At 64.9% G+C, this 16,225-nt stretch carries 15 protein-coding genes; 1 reads left to right on the top strand and 14 read right to left on the bottom strand.

Translation table 11 applies throughout. The features are described 5' to 3' along the window. Positions 1–4: 4 nt before the first annotated feature. Positions 5–661, bottom strand: coding sequence for a hypothetical protein (locus tag AB0N24_RS21190; protein WP_364128658.1), 657 nt, complete (start codon positions 659–661; stop codon positions 5–7). Between the two features lie 139 nt (positions 662–800). Here AB0N24_RS21190 and AB0N24_RS21185 point away from each other — a divergent pair, with 139 nt between their 5' ends. Further along, a complete protein-coding gene (locus AB0N24_RS21185; RefSeq protein ID WP_104175498.1) occupies positions 801–1,301 on the top strand; it encodes a flavin reductase family protein in 501 nt (166 codons plus the stop codon). A 31-nt stretch (positions 1,302–1,332) separates the two neighbouring features. Here AB0N24_RS21185 and dnaE read toward each other — a convergent pair whose 3' ends face one another. The 13 genes from dnaE to ftsW all read right to left on the bottom strand — a co-directional run bounded on the left by dnaE (position 1,333) and on the right by ftsW (position 16,224). Then, positions 1,333–4,890, bottom strand: a complete 3,558-nt coding sequence (gene dnaE, locus AB0N24_RS21180) for a DNA polymerase III subunit alpha (RefSeq protein ID WP_364128655.1) — start codon at positions 4,888–4,890, stop codon at positions 1,333–1,335. Positions 4,891–4,926: 36 nt separating this feature from the next. Then, positions 4,927–5,853, bottom strand: coding sequence for an RluA family pseudouridine synthase (locus AB0N24_RS21175; RefSeq protein WP_364128653.1), 927 nt, complete (start codon positions 5,851–5,853; stop codon positions 4,927–4,929). Then, positions 5,846–6,412 carry a signal peptidase II gene (gene lspA / locus AB0N24_RS21170; RefSeq protein WP_364128651.1) on the bottom strand — a complete coding sequence of 189 codons (567 nt, stop codon included), beginning with the start codon at positions 6,410–6,412 and terminating at the stop codon, positions 5,846–5,848. The genes AB0N24_RS21175 and lspA overlap by 8 nt, the downstream gene beginning before the upstream one ends. 133 nt (positions 6,413–6,545) lie before the next feature. After that, positions 6,546–7,244 (bottom strand): DivIVA domain-containing protein, encoded by a 699-nt coding sequence (locus AB0N24_RS21165; RefSeq protein ID WP_364128648.1) that lies wholly within the window; start codon positions 7,242–7,244, stop codon positions 6,546–6,548. A 174-nt stretch (positions 7,245–7,418) separates the two neighbouring features. Further along, entirely contained in the window at positions 7,419–7,706 is a 288-nt protein-coding gene (locus AB0N24_RS21160; protein ID WP_104175493.1) for a YggT family protein, read from the bottom strand. A 117-nt stretch (positions 7,707–7,823) separates the two neighbouring features. After that, positions 7,824–8,360: a cell division protein SepF gene (sepF, locus tag AB0N24_RS21155; protein WP_214954845.1), complete on the bottom strand. Its 537-nt coding sequence runs from the start codon at positions 8,358–8,360 to the stop codon at positions 7,824–7,826. Between the two features lie 88 nt (positions 8,361–8,448). Beyond that, on the bottom strand, positions 8,449–9,195 hold the full coding sequence (locus AB0N24_RS21150) for a YggS family pyridoxal phosphate-dependent enzyme (RefSeq protein ID WP_364128643.1): 747 nt from the start codon (positions 9,193–9,195) through the stop codon (positions 8,449–8,451). Continuing rightward, positions 9,192–9,926 carry a polyphenol oxidase family protein gene (locus AB0N24_RS21145; protein WP_364128640.1) on the bottom strand — a complete coding sequence of 245 codons (735 nt, stop codon included), beginning with the start codon at positions 9,924–9,926 and terminating at the stop codon, positions 9,192–9,194. Before AB0N24_RS21145 ends, AB0N24_RS21150 begins: the two co-directional genes overlap by 4 nt. 54 nt (positions 9,927–9,980) lie before the next feature. Continuing rightward, the gene (ftsZ, locus tag AB0N24_RS21140; RefSeq protein WP_364128637.1) at positions 9,981–11,204 is read right to left on the bottom strand and encodes a cell division protein FtsZ; all 1,224 of its coding nucleotides are present in this window, start codon (positions 11,202–11,204) and stop codon (positions 9,981–9,983) included. A gap of 274 nt (positions 11,205–11,478) precedes the next feature. Continuing rightward, complete coding sequence (locus tag AB0N24_RS21135) at positions 11,479–12,351, bottom strand: FtsQ-type POTRA domain-containing protein (RefSeq protein ID WP_364128634.1); 873 nt, start codon at positions 12,349–12,351, stop codon at positions 11,479–11,481. After that, positions 12,344–13,747, bottom strand: a complete 1,404-nt coding sequence (gene murC, locus AB0N24_RS21130) for a UDP-N-acetylmuramate--L-alanine ligase (protein ID WP_364128632.1) — start codon at positions 13,745–13,747, stop codon at positions 12,344–12,346. Before murC ends, AB0N24_RS21135 begins: the two co-directional genes overlap by 8 nt. Further along, positions 13,744–14,844, bottom strand: a complete 1,101-nt coding sequence (gene murG / locus AB0N24_RS21125; RefSeq protein WP_364128629.1) for an undecaprenyldiphospho-muramoylpentapeptide beta-N-acetylglucosaminyltransferase — start codon at positions 14,842–14,844, stop codon at positions 13,744–13,746. Before murG ends, murC begins: the two co-directional genes overlap by 4 nt. A 6-nt stretch (positions 14,845–14,850) precedes the next feature. Further along, positions 14,851–16,224, bottom strand: a complete 1,374-nt coding sequence (ftsW, locus tag AB0N24_RS21120) for a putative lipid II flippase FtsW (protein ID WP_364128626.1) — start codon at positions 16,222–16,224, stop codon at positions 14,851–14,853. Between the last annotated feature and the right edge of the window lies 1 nt (position 16,225).

The raw sequence follows: 16,225 nt of genomic DNA, 5'->3' as shown, positions 1-16,225 counted from the left end.
CGAGCTAGTTGTCCTGTACCGGCGGTTTGCCGAGGAGGCTGAGCAGGTTCACCACAAACACTGAGATCGCCACGGTTGCGGGCCATACTGCCAGGACGGCGTAAGAACGGAGGGAGAAGGCGATGCTGGCGTTCGGGGCAGTATCCTCGGCCGGGCCCCACCATTGCCCCGCCAGCACTCCGGCCTGCCAGGCGATGACGGCCCCAAGCGCCCCGCCGATCACGGCGAGAACCACGGTTCCGGGCGCCGGAGCGCCGGTTCGTTTGCCGTTGAGGAGGAAACCCGTCAGGCAGCCGGCCAGCAGGAACAGGCCGGCCAGCACCAGGTCCCGCGGCAGCCATCCTTCGGCATTCGTGCCGGTGGCCAGGGCGGGGTCGCGAGTCAAGAGATTCAGGCCGCCCGGCGCCAGCAGCCACCACAGAAGTCCGGCCGGAAGGCCGGCAGCGGCAATGATTGCGGGCCGACGCCACGCCGCCGGTTCCGCGTTTCCGGAGCCGGAGCCGGAGCCGGAGTCCTCGCCGGACCGGGCCGTCCGGCCGCGCCCGCCGAAATCCGAATCGCCGTCAGCGCGGTAAAGTTCACCATAGGCGGGTGGGCTGCCGGCATCCTGGGAATGCTTCGGATTCTGTGGAACCGGGCCGTTGCCTGGTGGCTGTGTCATGAAACAAACATTAACAAACGTTCACCGTGGTTAAACAAATGACGCGGCAGGTAAATAAGTGACGGCCAGTTCAGGGCGCGCCCATACGCTGGCATGCAGGACGCAACAAACAACAGTTTTAGCAGGGAGTTAGATCACAGTGACCTCAGACAACGCAGCCTTCGAAGGCACGTTCAAGGAGATGTTCCGCCGGCACGCGGCCGGCGTGGCAATTATCACGGTGAACTACAACGGCGTCCCGTACGGCTTCACGGCCACCTCCGTGGCATCGCTGTCCGCGCAGCCGCCGCGCTTCACATTCAACATGGCCCGCAGCTCCAGTTCATGGCCCGCGGTGGCCAACACCACCCACATCGGCGTCCACATGCTCGGGCTGGAGAACCAGGAACTCGCCGACCGCTTCGCCCGCACCAAGAACCGGTTCGAGGGTGACCACTGGGAGCTCGGACCGCACGAAGTGCCCATCCTTAAGGACGTAGCCGGCTGGCTGATCGGCAAGATCCAGATGCGCCTCTCCTTTGAGAACAACGCCGTTGTGGTAGTGGAGGTCGTCGAGGGCCAGGTGGGCGAGGACGGCTCGCCGCTGCTCTACCACTCAGGCTCCTACAGCCAGCCCGTCCCCCTCGACTACGAAATCTAGGTCCCTACCAGGGCAAGGCCCTGCCCGCGCCTTAGTTGTCCAGGCAGGTCGGGCCGAGGAGCACCTTCAGGTCGCCGAAAAGTGACGGACTGGGGTTGACCCTCAGGTGCACCGGCAGGGCCATGACTTCCACGCGGGTGTCGCCCTGCAGGTGCAGCCTGACCTCCGAATTGCCGCGGTGGGTCCGGAGCACGTCACCGAGTTCCGTCACCACGGCCTCTGTGGCCTTGTGCGTCTGCATGGTGATGACCACGGGGCCGTTCAGGCCCTCGCTGAGGTCCGGCACAGACAGTTCCATGCAGTTCAGCGCGACGGCGCCGTCGTCGCGGCGCTGCAGGCGGCCCTTGACCACGACGACGAGGTCTTCGGCCAGCACGGACGCGATGGGACCGTACACCTGACCGAAGAACATAACCTCAATTGAGCCACCCAGGTCTTCGATCTCCGCCCGGGCATAGGCGTTGCCGCTGGCCTTTGCGATCCGTCGGCTCAGCGAGGTGATCATGCCCGCAATGGTGATGATGGCGCCGTCGTGCGGGCCGTCCTCCGCGATGACCGAGGTGATGGACTGGTCCGCGTGCTGGCTCAGGAGCCCTTCAAGCCCCTGCAGCGGGTGGTCCGAGACATAGAGCCCGAGCATGTCGCGTTCGAACGAGAGCTTGTCCTTCTTCTCCCACTCGGGGAGGTCGGGGATCTCGATACTCAGGGACGCCTCGGATTCGGCTTCGTCAAAACCGGCAAAGAGGTCGAATTGCCCGATCGCCTCGTTGCGCTTGAGGGTGATGACGGAGTCGATCGCTTCTTCATGGATCATGGCCAGCGCACGCCTGTGGTGGTTCAGGGAGTCGAAGGCACCGGCCTTGATCAGTGATTCAATCGTGCGCTTGTTGCAGACCACAGCGGGGACCTTCATGAGGTAGTCCTTGAAGGACGTGTAGGCGCCTTCTTTTTCGCGCGCCACCACCATGGCTTCGACGGCGTTCACGCCGACGTTGCGGATGGCGCCCATCCCGAAGCGGATGTCGTTGCCCACAGGGGTGAAGTTGAGGGCTGACTCATTGACGTCGGGCGGCAGCACCGTGATGCCCATCCGCCGGCATTCGTTGAGGTAGATCGCCGACTTGTCCTTGTCGTCGCCCACCGAGGTCAGCAGGGCCGCCATGTACTCCGGCGCATAGTGGGCTTTCAGATACGCGGTCCAGTAGGAGATCACGCCGTAGGCGGCCGAGTGCGCCTTGTTGAAGGCGTAGTCGGAGAACGGGAGCAGGATGTCCCAGAGAGTCTTGACGGCGGCCATGGAGTAGCCGTTGTCCTGCATGCCCTGTGAGAAGCCGGCGAACTGCTTGTCCAGTTCGGATTTCTTCTTCTTGCCCATGGCGCGGCGCAGGATGTCGGCCTGGCCGAGCGTATAGCCGGCGAGTTTCTGCGCCACGGCCATGACCTGCTCCTGGTACACGATCAGGCCGTAGGTGCCACCGAGGATTTCGGAGAGCGGTTCCTCGAGTTCCGGGTGGATCGGGATGACCTCCTGGATTTTGTTCTTGCGCAGCGCGTAGTCGGTGTGCGCGTTGGCGCCCATGGGACCCGGCCGGTAGAGGGCCAGCACCGCGGAGATGTCTTCGAAGTTGTCAGGCTTCATGAGCTTGAGCAGCGAACGCATGGGGCCGCCGTCGAGCTGGAACACGCCCAGGGTGTCACCGCGGGCAAGGAGCTCGTAGGACGCGGTGTCGTCAAGTTCCAGGGTTTCGAGGTCCAGGTCGATACCGCGGTTCATCTTGATGTTTTCCAGGGCATCCGAAATGATCGTCAGGTTCCGCAGGCCGAGGAAGTCCATCTTGATCAGGCCGAGGCCTTCGGACGTCGGATAGTCGAACTGCGTGATGACCTGGCCGTCCTGGAAGCGGCGCATGATCGGAATCACGTCGATGATGGGGTCCGAAGACATGATGACACCGGCGGCGTGGACGCCCCATTGCCGCTTCAGGCCCTCAATGCCCAGTGCGGTCTCGAATACCTTGGCAGCCTCGGGGTCAGTGCTGATGAGCTGGCGGAAGTCACCGGCTTCGCTGTAACGCTTGGCTTCCTTGTTCTGGATGTCGGCCAGCGGGATGTCCTTGGCCATTACGGCCGGCGGCAGCGCCTTGGTCAGCGTCTCGCCCATGCTGAAGGGGTAGCCCAGCACACGCGATGAGTCCTTGAGTGCCTGCTTGGTCTTGATGGTGCCGTAGGTGACGATCATCGCTACGCGTTCGTCGCCGTATTTGCGCGTGACGTAGTCGATCACTTCGGAGCGGCGCCGGTCATCGAAGTCGACGTCGAAGTCAGGCATGGAGACGCGGTCCGGGTTGAGGAACCGCTCGAAGATCAGGCCGTGGTGCAGCGGATCAAGGTCGGTGATGCGCATGGCGTACGCCACCATGGAGCCTGCACCGGAGCCACGTCCGGGACCTACCCGGATGCCGTTGTTCTTGGCCCAGTTGATGAAGTCGGCAACCACGAGGAAGTAGCCCGGGAAGCCCATGGAGGTGATGACTTCCAGCTCATAGTCGGCCTGCTTGCGGACCTTGTCCGGGATGCCCTGGGGGTAGCGGTACTGGAGTCCCTTGTCTACTTCCTTGACCAGCCAGGACGTTTCGTCCTCCCCTTCCGGGCAGGGGAACCGGGGCATGTAGTTGGCACCGGTGTTGAACGATACTTCGCAGCGCTCGGCGATCAGGAGCGTGTTGTCGCACGCCTCCGGGTGGTCGCGGAAGAGTTCGCGCATTTCCTGCGGTGACTTCAGGTAGTAGCCGCTGCCTGAGAAGGCAAAGCGTGAACCGCCGTTGTCGTAGGTCGGCTCCAGGAGGGTGGAACCCGACTGAATGGCCAGCAGGGCCTCGTGCGCCTTCGCATCGTGCTCGTGCGTGTAGTGCAGGTCGTTGGTGGCCACCAGCGGCAGGTTCAGGTCCTTGGCCAGGCGCAGCAGGTCGCCGGTGACACGCCGCTCGATATCCAGGCCGTGGTCCATCAGCTCGCAGAAGTAGTTCTCCGCGCCAAAGATGTCGCGGAATTCCGATGCAGCCTCAAGCGCTTCGCGGTACTGGCCAAGCCGCAGCCGGGTCTGGACTTCACCGGACGGGCAGCCGGTGGTGGCGATGAGCCCCTCCGAGTATGTGTTCAGCAGCTCGCGGTCCAGCCGGGGCCATTTGCCGAAGACCGAATCCAATGACGCGATCGACGAGGCGCGGAACAGGTTCCGCATGCCCACGTTGTTGTAGCTCAGCAGGGTCATGTGGGTGTAGGAACCACCGCCGGAGACGTCGTCCTTGCGCTGGTTTTCCTCGCCCCAGCGGACCCGGCTCTTGTCACCGCGGGCGGTTCCGGGGGTCACATAGGCTTCGACGCCGATGATCGGCCGGATGCCCTTGTCCGTGGCCCTCTTCCAGAAATCGAAGGCGCCGAAGAGATAGCCATGGTCCGTGGTGGCCAGGGCGGGCATGCCCAGCCGCTCAGTTTCATCGAAGAGCTCTCCGAGCCGGGCGGCGCCGTCCAGCATCGAGTACTCGGTGTGGTTGTGGAGATGGACAAACGAGTCGTTGCTGGAAGTCACCGGACCATTCTAGTGCCGCGCGGCGACAGTTCCGGCTCAGGCCTGCCCGGAGGCAAGAATCTCCAGTGCGTAGGCCAGGTCCTGGGGGTATTCGCTGGTCACTGTCACCCGTTCCCCGGTCCGGGGACTGTCGAAGCCGAGCTGCCTGGCGTGCAGCCATTGCCGGGTCAGTCCCAGCGTGGCGGCCAGGCGCGGGTCCGCCCCGTACGTCAGGTCTCCCGCACACGGGTGCCGCAGGGCGGAAAAGTGCACGCGGATCTGGTGGGTCCGGCCGGTTTCCAGGTGGACTTCCACGAGCGATGCCTTGCCGAAGGCCTCCATGACTTCGTAGTGGGTCACGGAATCGCGGCCGTCTTCGAGGACGGCGAAGCGCCAGTCATGGCCGGGATGACGGCCGATGGGTGCATCGATGGTGCCCGCGAGGGGATCCGGGAGTCCCTGGACCACTGCGTGGTACACCTTGTCCACCGTGCGGTCCTTGAATGCGCGCTTGAGCGCCGTGTAGGCCCGTTCCGACTTGGCCACCACCATGACCCCGGACGTGCCGACGTCGAGGCGGTGCACAATGCCCGCACGTTCCGGTGCGCCCGACGTCGAGATGCGGTACCCCAGCCCGGCGAGGCCGCCCACAACCGTGGGTCCCACCCAGCCCGGGGACGGATGCGCGGCCACACCCACCGGCTTGTCGATGACCACGAAGTCCTCGTCGTCCAGCAGTACCTTAAGGCCTTCCACAACTTCCTCCACGACTTCCAGGGGGTCCCGCCGTTCGGGAACAACAATATCCAGCACGGTGCCGGAGGCGAGCTTCAGGGACTTGCCCACGGCTTTCCCGCCGGAGCTGACGTTTCCTTCGGCGATCAGCGTTGCCGCCTGCGAACGGGAGATGCCCATCAGCCGGGCGAGCCCGGCATCCACGCGCGTGCCGGCCAGCTCTTCAGGAACAGTGAGTTTCTCAGGCATTGGGGTCCTCCGCCGGTTTCTGGAGTCGTGAACCGTCAAGGGAAATTCCCCGGAGCGTCAGCAGGCAGATGATCACGACGGCGGAGACAACGGCCGAATCGGCAATATTGAAGATCGCGAAATTGGGCAGCTGGATGAAGTCCACCACATGGCCCATGGCGAACGACGGTTCGCGGAACAGCCGGTCCGTGAGGTTTCCCAGCGCGCCGCCAAGGAGCAGGCCGAGGGCCAGGGCCCACCAGGCGGATCCGAGCTTGCACAGCTGGAAGAGAATGGCGATCGAAACGCCGGCCATGATGATGGTGAACACCCAGGTGACATTCTCACCGATGGAAAACGCAGCACCCGAGTTCCGGATGTAGTACCAGTGCAGCAGCGGGGGCAGCACCGGTATCCGCTCCCCCTCCACCATGGTGCTGGTGACCCAGAGTTTGGTGAGCTGATCGAAAACGTAGGCGAAAACAGCGAAGCCGGCGAAGAGCGTGAGCAGGGCCGCCTTTCGCGGCCGGGCTTGCGTCGGTGTTGGCTGCGCTGCGGCAGATGCTGTTTCGTCTGTCATAAAGCTTTCATTCAGGAGCCAGTCCCGGGACTGGAAGGAAGGTGCTCATGCCGGCCGTTGGTCGCACCGGTGGCGGTTAATGGCAAAAGCCGGTGGCCGAGGAGTCCTCAGCCACCGGCTTTCAGAATACTTGCTAAACGGCGGGGCTGCCGTCGCCGACCTCAGGGGCCGCTACGGAGCCGCGGGCGTCCAGGTCGCGGAGCTGGCCTTCGATGTAGGCCTTCAGGCGTGAACGGTAGTCGCGCTCGAAGCCGCGCAGCTGCTCCACCTTGCGCTCCAGGACGGACCGCTGCTGTTCCAGGGCGCCGAGGATCTTGCGGGACTTCTCCTGCGCGTCGTTGACCAGGCTGCTGGCTTCGATCTGCGCCTCGGCGATGATCTTGTCCTTCTGCTGCTGGCCGTCGGCGACGTGCTTGTCGTGCATCTGCTGTGCCATGGCGAGGAGACCGGCAGCCGACTCGGCCGTCGGGTTAGCCACAGCAGGGGATGCCGCGGCGGGAACTGCTGCAAGAGCGGTTGCCGGCTCGGGAGCCTTCTTCTTGGCTTCAGCGGCCTTGGCATCGGCTTCTGCCTTTGCCCGGGTCTCGTCCTTTTCGGCCTTGACCGGTGCAGGGACCTTTTCCACTACCGGCGCCGCTACTGCGGAGCTGGCAGGCGTGCCGGAGCCACCCTCGGCAAGCTTCTTGCGAAGCTCGTCGTTCTCCTGGTTCAGGCGGCGCAGTTCGACGACGATTTCGTCCAGGAAGTCGTCAACTTCATCCTGGTCGTAGCCTTCGCGGAACTTGGTCGGCTGAAAGCGCTTGTTGACAACGTCTTCTGGCGTCAAAGCCATCTGGTCACCTCGTTGGTCTAGTTAGTCAGTAGGCCTTCCGGCCGTCAAAACTACGGTACCTAAATATGGTCTGGTTCCTCTAATTCAACACTGAGGTGTCAAACCGGAGTTTCTGCGCGATGCTGTGGGTGACGGTTTCCCGCCCTGTTACTGCGCCGCAAGCTGTTATGAAAATTACGCGAAAGACCTCACGATTGCCATAGCCACGCTGATAGCGATGAACAACAGCAAAAACCCGAGATCCAGCGAAATGCCGCCCAGCCGCAAGGGCGGAATAAGGCGCCTCAGCACCTTCAGGGGCGGATCTGTGACGGAGTAGACAGTGTGGGCAGCCACCAAGGCGGCGCCGCGCGGCCTCCACTCACGTGCAAACATCTGCACCCAGTCGAAGACCAAACGGATGATCAATGCCACAAATACGAATAACAAAGCGAGATAGACAAGTCCGAAAACAATTCCCATGACTTAACTCATATCTCCATGTTCATTCCGGATACCGAAGTGCCCTGTTGACGTTCTTATCTATTTCAGCACAGATGCCAGACAGGTGTCCTGCCTGGCATCCGCGTAAGTCCGGTGCTAGCTCTGGTTGAAGAAACTGGCCTGGGTCTCGCTGACCTTCTTGTCGTCGCCGATGACCTCTACGTACGACGGCGACAGCAGGAAGACCTTGTTGGTGACCCGCTCGATGCTGCCGCGGAGGCCAAACACGAGCCCGGCCGAGAAATCGACCAAACGCTTGGCGTCGGCCTCGCCCATGTCCGTGACGTTCATGATGACGGGGATGCCGTCACGGAAGCTTTCGCCGATCAGCTTGGCATCATTGTAGGACCGCGGGTGGATCGTGGTGATCTGGCGGAGTCCGGTGGTCTCTTCGCGGCTCGAGGCCGCGCGCTTGATAGGTGTCACAGGTGCGCGATATTCCTCTTCGGCGGCATGTGGAGTCGGAGTTTCCCGGGCGACCTCGCGGACGGGCGCCGGTGCCCGGCGTTCCTCGCGGTCATGCTCCATTGAATCGTCCTCGTCCCTATGCGGTGTGTGGTGCTCGGACTCGTAGTGTTCATCGCCATCGGCGAGCCCAAGATAGATCATTGTCTTGCGCAGAGCGCCAGCCATGGTCGACTCCTAATCGTGTCCGTAAGCGGGCCGCTGAGTTGACTTGACAGTATTGGAATCCCCGCCATTCTCTTCCAATGCTTTGACGCTACCGCAACGCAGGACGCGAACCCAATATATCCGAGCCAATTCTCAGGTGTGTCGCACCGGCCCTGACGGCGGATTCGAGGTCCTGGCTCATGCCCGCGGAAATGCCGGAAGCAGAGGGGTGGTCCTTCAGCAGCTGCGCCGAAATTTCGGCCAGCCTCCCGAAGGCAGCATCCGGATCGGAACCGAGCGGAGCCACTGCCATCAGGCCGGCAAGCACAAGCCCCGGCGATCCGGCCAGCTGGTCCGCCAGTGCCGGCACGTCCAGGCGGCTCGCGCCGCCGCGGTGACTGCCGGCGTCGTCATCCAGGCTCACCTGGATGAAGCATTCGAGCGGGCCCCGGCCGGTGCGGTCCTGCTCCGTGGCGATGGAGCGGGCGAGAGCTGCTGCCAGCTGCGGCCGGTCCACGGAATGGATGGCGTGGGCATACCGCACCACGGACTTGGCCTTGTTGCTCTGCAGCTGGCCGACAAAATGCCACCGGAGCCCAAGGTTGCTGAGCCGGGCTGCCTTGTCTGACGCTTCCTGGTCCCTGTTCTCCCCCATATCAGTGACACCCAGGGCTGCCAGCCGCCGCACGTCATCGGCGGGGTGGAATTTGGTCACTACGATCAGTTCCGGCGGGTTGCCGTGCCGGCCGGCGGCTTCCGTGGCCGCGGAAATTCGGTGCCGGACCGCGGCCAGGCGCCCCTGGAGTTCGAGCAGGCGCGGGTCGTCTGCCGCCGTCACGTCGCGGTGCTCGCTCATGTGGTCCAGACCAGCCCGGCGAACCGTCCGGTGTCCGGGTTGCCGCGATAGGAGAACAGCTCCTCGTTTTCGAGGGTGCACGGTCCGGAGTACTCCACGGTGACGCCGTCGGCTTCCAGCTGGCTCCGTGCCCCCGCCGGAAGATCAAGGCCGGGAGTGCCCCATGATGTTGTGGCCCAGGTTGCCGGTACGGCCGCCGCCACGTCCGCACGCATGCCTTCCGGCACCTCGTAGCAGGACCCGCAGATCGACGGACCGATCCAGGCCAGAATGCCTTCAGCCCCCTCGGCACGCATGCGCGCCAAGGTTGCGGGGATCACGCCGCCGGCAACACCCGGCCGGCCCGCGTGGGCCACGCCCAGGACCGGACTTCCCCCGGAGGTCTGCCCGGCAAGGACCACGGGTACGCAGTCCGCCACCATCACGGCAAGCGGACGGCCGCCGGACACCATCGCGTCCGCAGTGGGGCCGCCTGCCGTTGAGCTGCCTGCTGCAGTGCTGCCTGCCGCTGTGCTGGCTGCCGCGTCGCCAATATAGGCCACGGCATTGCCGTGCACCTGGTTCATGTACTGGAAGCTGCCTGCCGCCAGGCCAACCTCCGCTTCCAGGAGTTCGCGCCGGCGACGCACTTCAGCCGGATCGTCGCCCACATGCAGGGCGAGGTTTCCGGCCTTGGCGTCGGTGAATGCCACCCACACGCCAGGCCGGACCTCGGTTCGCCACCAAAACAATCAAAACACCGCTAACTGACTAGCTGACTAGCTGACAAAGCGTCCAGCCGATTTTTACTTCAGGAAGTCGGGGACGTCCAGGTCATCCGAGCGGCTGCCCGAAAGGTCCGGCTCCACGACGGACGGAAGGTCGACGTCGAATCCCGAGTCGGCGGGGACGGCGGAGGGGCGCTGCTGGCCCCAGTTGCTCAGGCCCGGCGCCCCGATGCCGGCGTGCACGGGCTGGACATGCTGTGCCGGCGCCTGCGCGGGGGCAGGAGCGGAGGTGGGCGCGGCGGGACGCTGGGGGGCGGCCTGCGGCAGTGACTGGTCCATGGAGGGCGACGTCGCCTTGACGTCGTCGAAGCCCGCTGCGATCACGGTCACGCGGGCCTCGTCGCCGAGGGCGTCGTCGATGACGGCGCCGAAGATGATGTTGGCCTCCGGGTGGGCAACTTCCTGCACCAGGCGGGCCGCCTCGTTGATCTCGAAGAGGCCGAGGTCAGAGCCGCCCTGGATGGACAGGAGGACGCCGTGGGCGCCGTCGATCGATGCTTCAAGGAGCGGTGACGCGATGGCGAGTTCCGCGGCTTTGACTGCCCGGTCCTCTCCCCGCGCCGAGCCGATGCCCATCAGCGCGGAGCCAGCACCCTGCATCACGGACTTGACGTCCGCGAAGTCGAGGTTGATCAGGCCCGGGGTTGTGATCAGGTCGGTGATGCCCTGGACACCGGACAGCAGGACCTGGTCAGCGGAGCGGAATGCATCCAGGACAGAGACGTTGCGGTCGCTGATGGACAGCAGGCGGTCGTTGGGGATCACGATCAGGGTGTCGACTTCGTCGCGGAGGGCGTCGATGCCCGCCTCGGCGGAACCGGCACGACGGCGGCCCTCGAAGGTGAACGGGCGGGTGACAACACCGATGGTGAGGGCGCCGAGGGAGCGTGCAATGCGGGCAACCACAGGGGCGCCACCCGTGCCGGTGCCGCCGCCCTCGCCGGCCGTCACGAAGACCATGTCCGCGCCGCGGATGACCTCTTCGATCTCGTCAGCGTGGTCTTCTGCCGCCTGCTTGCCCACTTCGGGGTTCGCACCTGCGCCAAGACCCCGGGTCAGCTCGCGTCCGACGTCAAGTTTGACGTCTGCGTCACTCATCAGAAGGGCCTGGGCATCGGTGTTGATTGCGATGAATTCGACACCGCGAAGACCGACCTCGATCATGCGGTTGACTGCGTTCACGCCACCGCCGCCGATGCCGACGACCTTGATGACGGCCAAGTAATTCTGCGGAGCTGCCACGTTACGTGTCCCTTGTTCGTGTCCTATTGCGAAAACTGATGGAGTCTTGCTTGAAAGTCCTAACCTTAACCTTCGACTTGAGGGTTATAGTTATGTCAAGTAACTCATGCTGTGACGCTATTTCCTATGCCTGAGACATTCAATGACCGGCACCGCGTGTCGTGGGAATACCCGCTAAATAGAGCGGAAATCGCCCTGGACCACTGCTGCCGGCCGGCTGGTTGCACAGCGCGCCTGAATGCTCGTCCCGGTGCTAATCCCGGGATTTCGTCCACTATCGTGTCACGGGATGCCGCGGCACGCTGACATCGTAGACCTGCACGGGGTTTTTCGGGTCCGCGGGCGCCTTGAGCAGGGCTTCGAGCACCTTCGCCTTGAGCTCCTTCTCCCCCGCGTTGCCCCAGACAATTGTCTGTCCGTCCACCAGTTTGAGTTCGACGGCGTCAACGGACTTCGCGGAGGCATCGGACAGCTTCGCGAGCACATCGGCAGGCAGTGCGGCCAGCACTCCCGTGATGGCCTTGAAGAGATCCTTGCCTATCGCTCCTGCCCCGCCGTCGATCACCGGCAGCTGGATGCTGGCGGGATCCCCGGTGGTGCCAAGCTGCACGCCGTCGACGTCGACCAGCTGGAAGACTTCCCCTTGCTTCACCAGGGCCACCGGCGTGCGTTCGCGGATGTGGACCACCAGCACCGACGGCGGACGCGCCTCCGTGGTCACTTCCTTGACCTGGACAAAGGGCTCCAGCAGCTGCCTGACTTCGTCGTCGTGCACCTGGGGCAGCGGCTTGCCGTGCAGCGGTTCCAGCGCCCCCTGCACCTGCTCGGGCGTCAGCATTTTGGTACCGTCCACCGAGACGGTCTGCACGGCGAACACGGGCGAGTAGACGGCTGCTGCGAGCAGGCCCGCGACCAGCGCCGCTGCGATGCACGCAGCAAGGATGATGTTGCGGCGGATCCGTTTGCCTTTGGGCTCCGGAAAGGACAGCACGTTATCCGGCGCCGGAGGAGCACTGGTGACGCTGCCTTCGGCGGCGGGCGGGGCCTTGGACGCGGAGATCACGTCCGCGCGTCCGCTGCCCGGATCGGCTTTGCCTTTCGACGCCGGGCCGCCGGTCTTGTAGTTTGGCCGGCGGGTGCTAGCCACCGGGCGCCTCTACCTGCAGGGCCTCCACAATCAGCGGGCCGTAGGCCGTGACGTCGCCGGCGCCGGCCGTGAGCACAATGTCGCCGGGAGCCGCGTCCGCCACGATGGCACGGACGGCGTCCTCGGCGGAAACGAGCCGCCCGCCGCCGGACAGCCGGTCCCCGATCAGTTGGCTGCTGATGCCCGGAATCGGGTCTTCCCGGGCCGGATAGATGTCCAGGACCAGGGCGGTGTCTGCGGTGTTGAGCGCTTCGGCAAATTCGGCCGCAAACTCGCGGGTGCGGGAAAAAAGGTGCGGCTGGAACAGCACGTGCACCTTGTGGTTCCCTGCCACGGACCGTGCCCCGGCCAGCGCCGCCCGGACCTCCGTGGGGTGGTGCGCGTAATCGTCATAGACCCGCACGCCCCGCCCCTCACCCTTGAACTCAAAACGGCGTGACGCACCGGAGAACCCCGCCAGTGCAGCCGATGCCGCTTCAGGAGCGACGCCGAGCTCCAGCGCCACGGCGAATGCTGCTGCGGCGTTGAGCGCATTGTGCCGGCCGGGGACCTGGAGCTCCAACGCAAACTTCCCTGCAGGAGTGGACACCCAAACATCACCGGGTCCGCCGTCGTGCAGACGCAGCTGCGAATCCTCGGCGGTGCCGTAGAGCACCACCCTGGTATTGCCCCGGGCAATGGTTCGCTCAGCGAGGGCACGGGCGCCGGAATCATCGGCGCAGGCCACCAGGACGCCGTCGGCCGGCAGGAGTTCGGTAAAGCGGTCAAACGAGGCATACACGGCTTCGGCGGTGCCGTAGTAGTCAAGGTGGTCGGGTTCCACATTGGTGACCACGGCGATCCTCGGACGGTAGTTGAGGAACGATCCGTCCGATTCGTCAGCCTCGGCAACAAAGATGTCCGACGTGCCGCTGGCGGCATTGACGCCCAGCGCCGGAACGTTGGCGCCGATGGCAAAACTGGGATCATGGCCGGCACCCTGCAGCAGGACCGTGATCATCGACGTCGTGGTCGATTTGCCGTGTGTTCCGGCCACCGTGACCACGCGGTCGTCCGCCATGGTCGCCGCGAGGGCCTCCGAGCGGTGGAGCACCGGCAGCCCGGCGGCATGCGCGGCCTGGAGCTCAGGATTGTCGGCGCGGATGGCAGAGCCGGCCACTACCGTCTGGGCGGTGCCCAGGTTTCCGGCCTCATAGCCCACGAAGATGCCGGCACCGGCGGCAGCCAGGTCGGCCATAACGGGCAGGTCCTTGGCATCGGATCCGGTGACCGGGATACCGCGGGCCACCATGATCCGGGCCACGGCGGACATGCCCACGCCGCCAATGCCGATGAAGTGCACGCGGCCCAGGGATTCCTGGCTCCTCGTACCGGGGCCGGACGCGGATGTGGTCATTTGCTTACTGCTTCCAGGACAAGATCAGCCATTTGGCGATCGGCATTTCGGATACCCAGGGCTTCGGACTTCGACGCCATCGTGGCCAGTCGGGCCGGATCGGACAGCAGGGGGACGACCACTTTGCTGACCCATTCGGGTGTGAACGCTGCGTCGTCCACCACCAGCGCCCCGCCCGCCGCTACGGGGCCGGCGGCGTTCAGGGCCTGCTCGCCGTTGCCGATCGGGAGCGGAACGAAGACCGCCGGAACCCCCACGGCAGCGGTCTCGCAGACCGTGGCTGCGCCCGCACGGCCCAGCAGGAGGTCGGCAGCCGCGTAGATGTTCTCCATGCCGTCGACGTACTCCACTTGTCGGTAGCCGTCCGCGGCGAGGGGCTTGCCATCGGCGTCGGGGACTGTCTTGCCTTTGCCGGTGATGTGGAGGGTCTGGACGCCCGCCGCGGCCAGGGCTTCCACGGACGCCGCGATCGTCCGGTTGATGCTCTGCGCACCGGACGAGCCGCCGGTAACAATGAGCGTGGGCCGGTCCTGCTCCAGCCCCAGCAGCTCACGTGCCGGCTGCCGTGCGGCGGCGCGGTCCAGCGCGGCGATTTCCCTGCGCATCGGCATGCCGACGTGCCTGGCCCCGCGGAGTTTCGTGCCGGCGAAGGCAACGGCAACGTGGCGGCTGAAGCGGGCGCCTACCTTGTTGGCCAGGCCGGCCCGGGTGTTGGCCTCATGGATAACGATGGGGATGTTGCGCCGCCAGGCGGCGAGGTAGAGCGGTGTGCACACGTAGCCGCCGACGCCCACCAGGACGTCGGCTTCAGCGTCGTCAAGGATTTTTCCGGCCTGCCTGACCGCACCGGCCAGCCGTCCCGGGAGCCGCAGCAGATCAAGGGATGGCTTGCGCGGAAACGGCACGCGGCTGATGGTGGCCAGTTCCAGGCCGGCCGCAGGAACCAGCCTGGTCTCCATCCCGCTGGGCGTTCCCACGGCCAGGAGGCGCACCTCCGGGCGCACTTCCCGCAACGCGGCCGCTATGGCCAGGAGGGGACTGATGTGCCCCGCCGTTCCGCCGCCGGCGAGGACTACTGACAAAGACTCGGCATTCATTAAGTGCTATTTACGCTTTCGTGTGGAGTGTGGGCGTCCGCCCTTGGTGCGGAACTTGAGCATCCGTTTGGGCTGGACGCTTGGCGCCATCTGTGCCCGTGCCAACGACAACACTACGCCGACGGCACACAGCGACATCAGCAGGGCCGATCCGCCGTAGGAAATGAATGGAAGCGGCACGCCGATGACGGGCACGAGGCCCGTGACCACGGACATGTTGACGGTGGCCTGGCCCAGGAGCCACACCATGATGGTCCCGGCAAGGACGCGGTGGAACAGATCCTCCTGCGCCACCACCACCCGGTAGATCGCAGCACCCAGGATGGCGAAGAGGATGAGGACGACGACGGTGCCCACGAGGCCGAGTTCCTCCCCGATGATCGCGAAGATGAAGTCGTTGTGGGCTTCGGGGATCCAGCTGTATTTCTGCCGGCTCTGGCCAAGGCCCACGCCCAGCCAGCCGCCGGAGGCGAGGCCGTACAGCCCGTTGGTTGACTGGTAGTTGGCATCGATGCCTTCGCCGCAGGAGTTTCCGGTCCACCAGGAAGTGATGCGGCACATCCGGTTTGAACTGGTGACGGCCATGAACCCGGCCCCGGCCACGGCAACCAAAGCCGCAATGCCGAACATGTACAGCGGAACCCCGGCAAAGAACAGTGCAGCGGCCATGATCATCATGATGATCATGCCTGTGCCGAGGTCGTTTCCTGCCAGGACCAGCCCGATGATGCCGGCGGCGATGGGAAGGACCGGGACCACCACGTGCTGCCAGCGGTGGAGCAGCTTGGCCTTCACTGCAAGGACCGTGGCCATCCAGAGCGCCAGCGCCAGTTTGGCCGCTTCTGAGGGCTGGAAGGTGATGCCGCCGAACTCAATCCAGTTCTGGTTGCCGTTGGTGCTTGTACCGATCAGGAGCACGAGGACCAGGAGGACATAAGCCCCGGCGATCCCCGGCCAGGCGAGCCGTTTGAGCCAGACAACATTGACGCGCGAAAGCACGAACATCAGGAAAACCCCGATGGCGGCGAACATGCCCTGCTTGAGCGCGGCCGTGTACGGTGACTCGCCGGCGGCAATGGCTTCAACGCTGGACGCTGAAAGCACCATCATGATGCCGATGGCTGTGAGCGCGAGGGTGGAGCCAAGGATGAGGTAGTAAGTGGAACCGTTGCGTGATTTACCGGTTCCCTCCAGCTTTGCCCAGAAGCTCCGGTACCCGCTGCGGAGTTTCGCCAGCGGGGGCACATGACCCTTCCCGGCCCTCCCGGACGCCTGAACCTTCGGCTTAGACCCGGCCGCCTTGGCTGTCCGCGACGACGCCGGAGGCCGCGTTGCGCCCCGCTGTTTGGCAGCCGGGGCACGGGTGGGCGTGCTGACCATT

The sequence above is a fragment of the Arthrobacter sp. NPDC093128 genome (assembly GCF_040683875.1).
Taxonomy (GTDB): Bacteria; Actinomycetota; Actinomycetes; order Actinomycetales; family Micrococcaceae; genus Arthrobacter.
The sequence above is the reverse complement of the archived record's forward strand: the minus strand, read 5'-3'. Positions and strand labels throughout refer to the sequence as shown.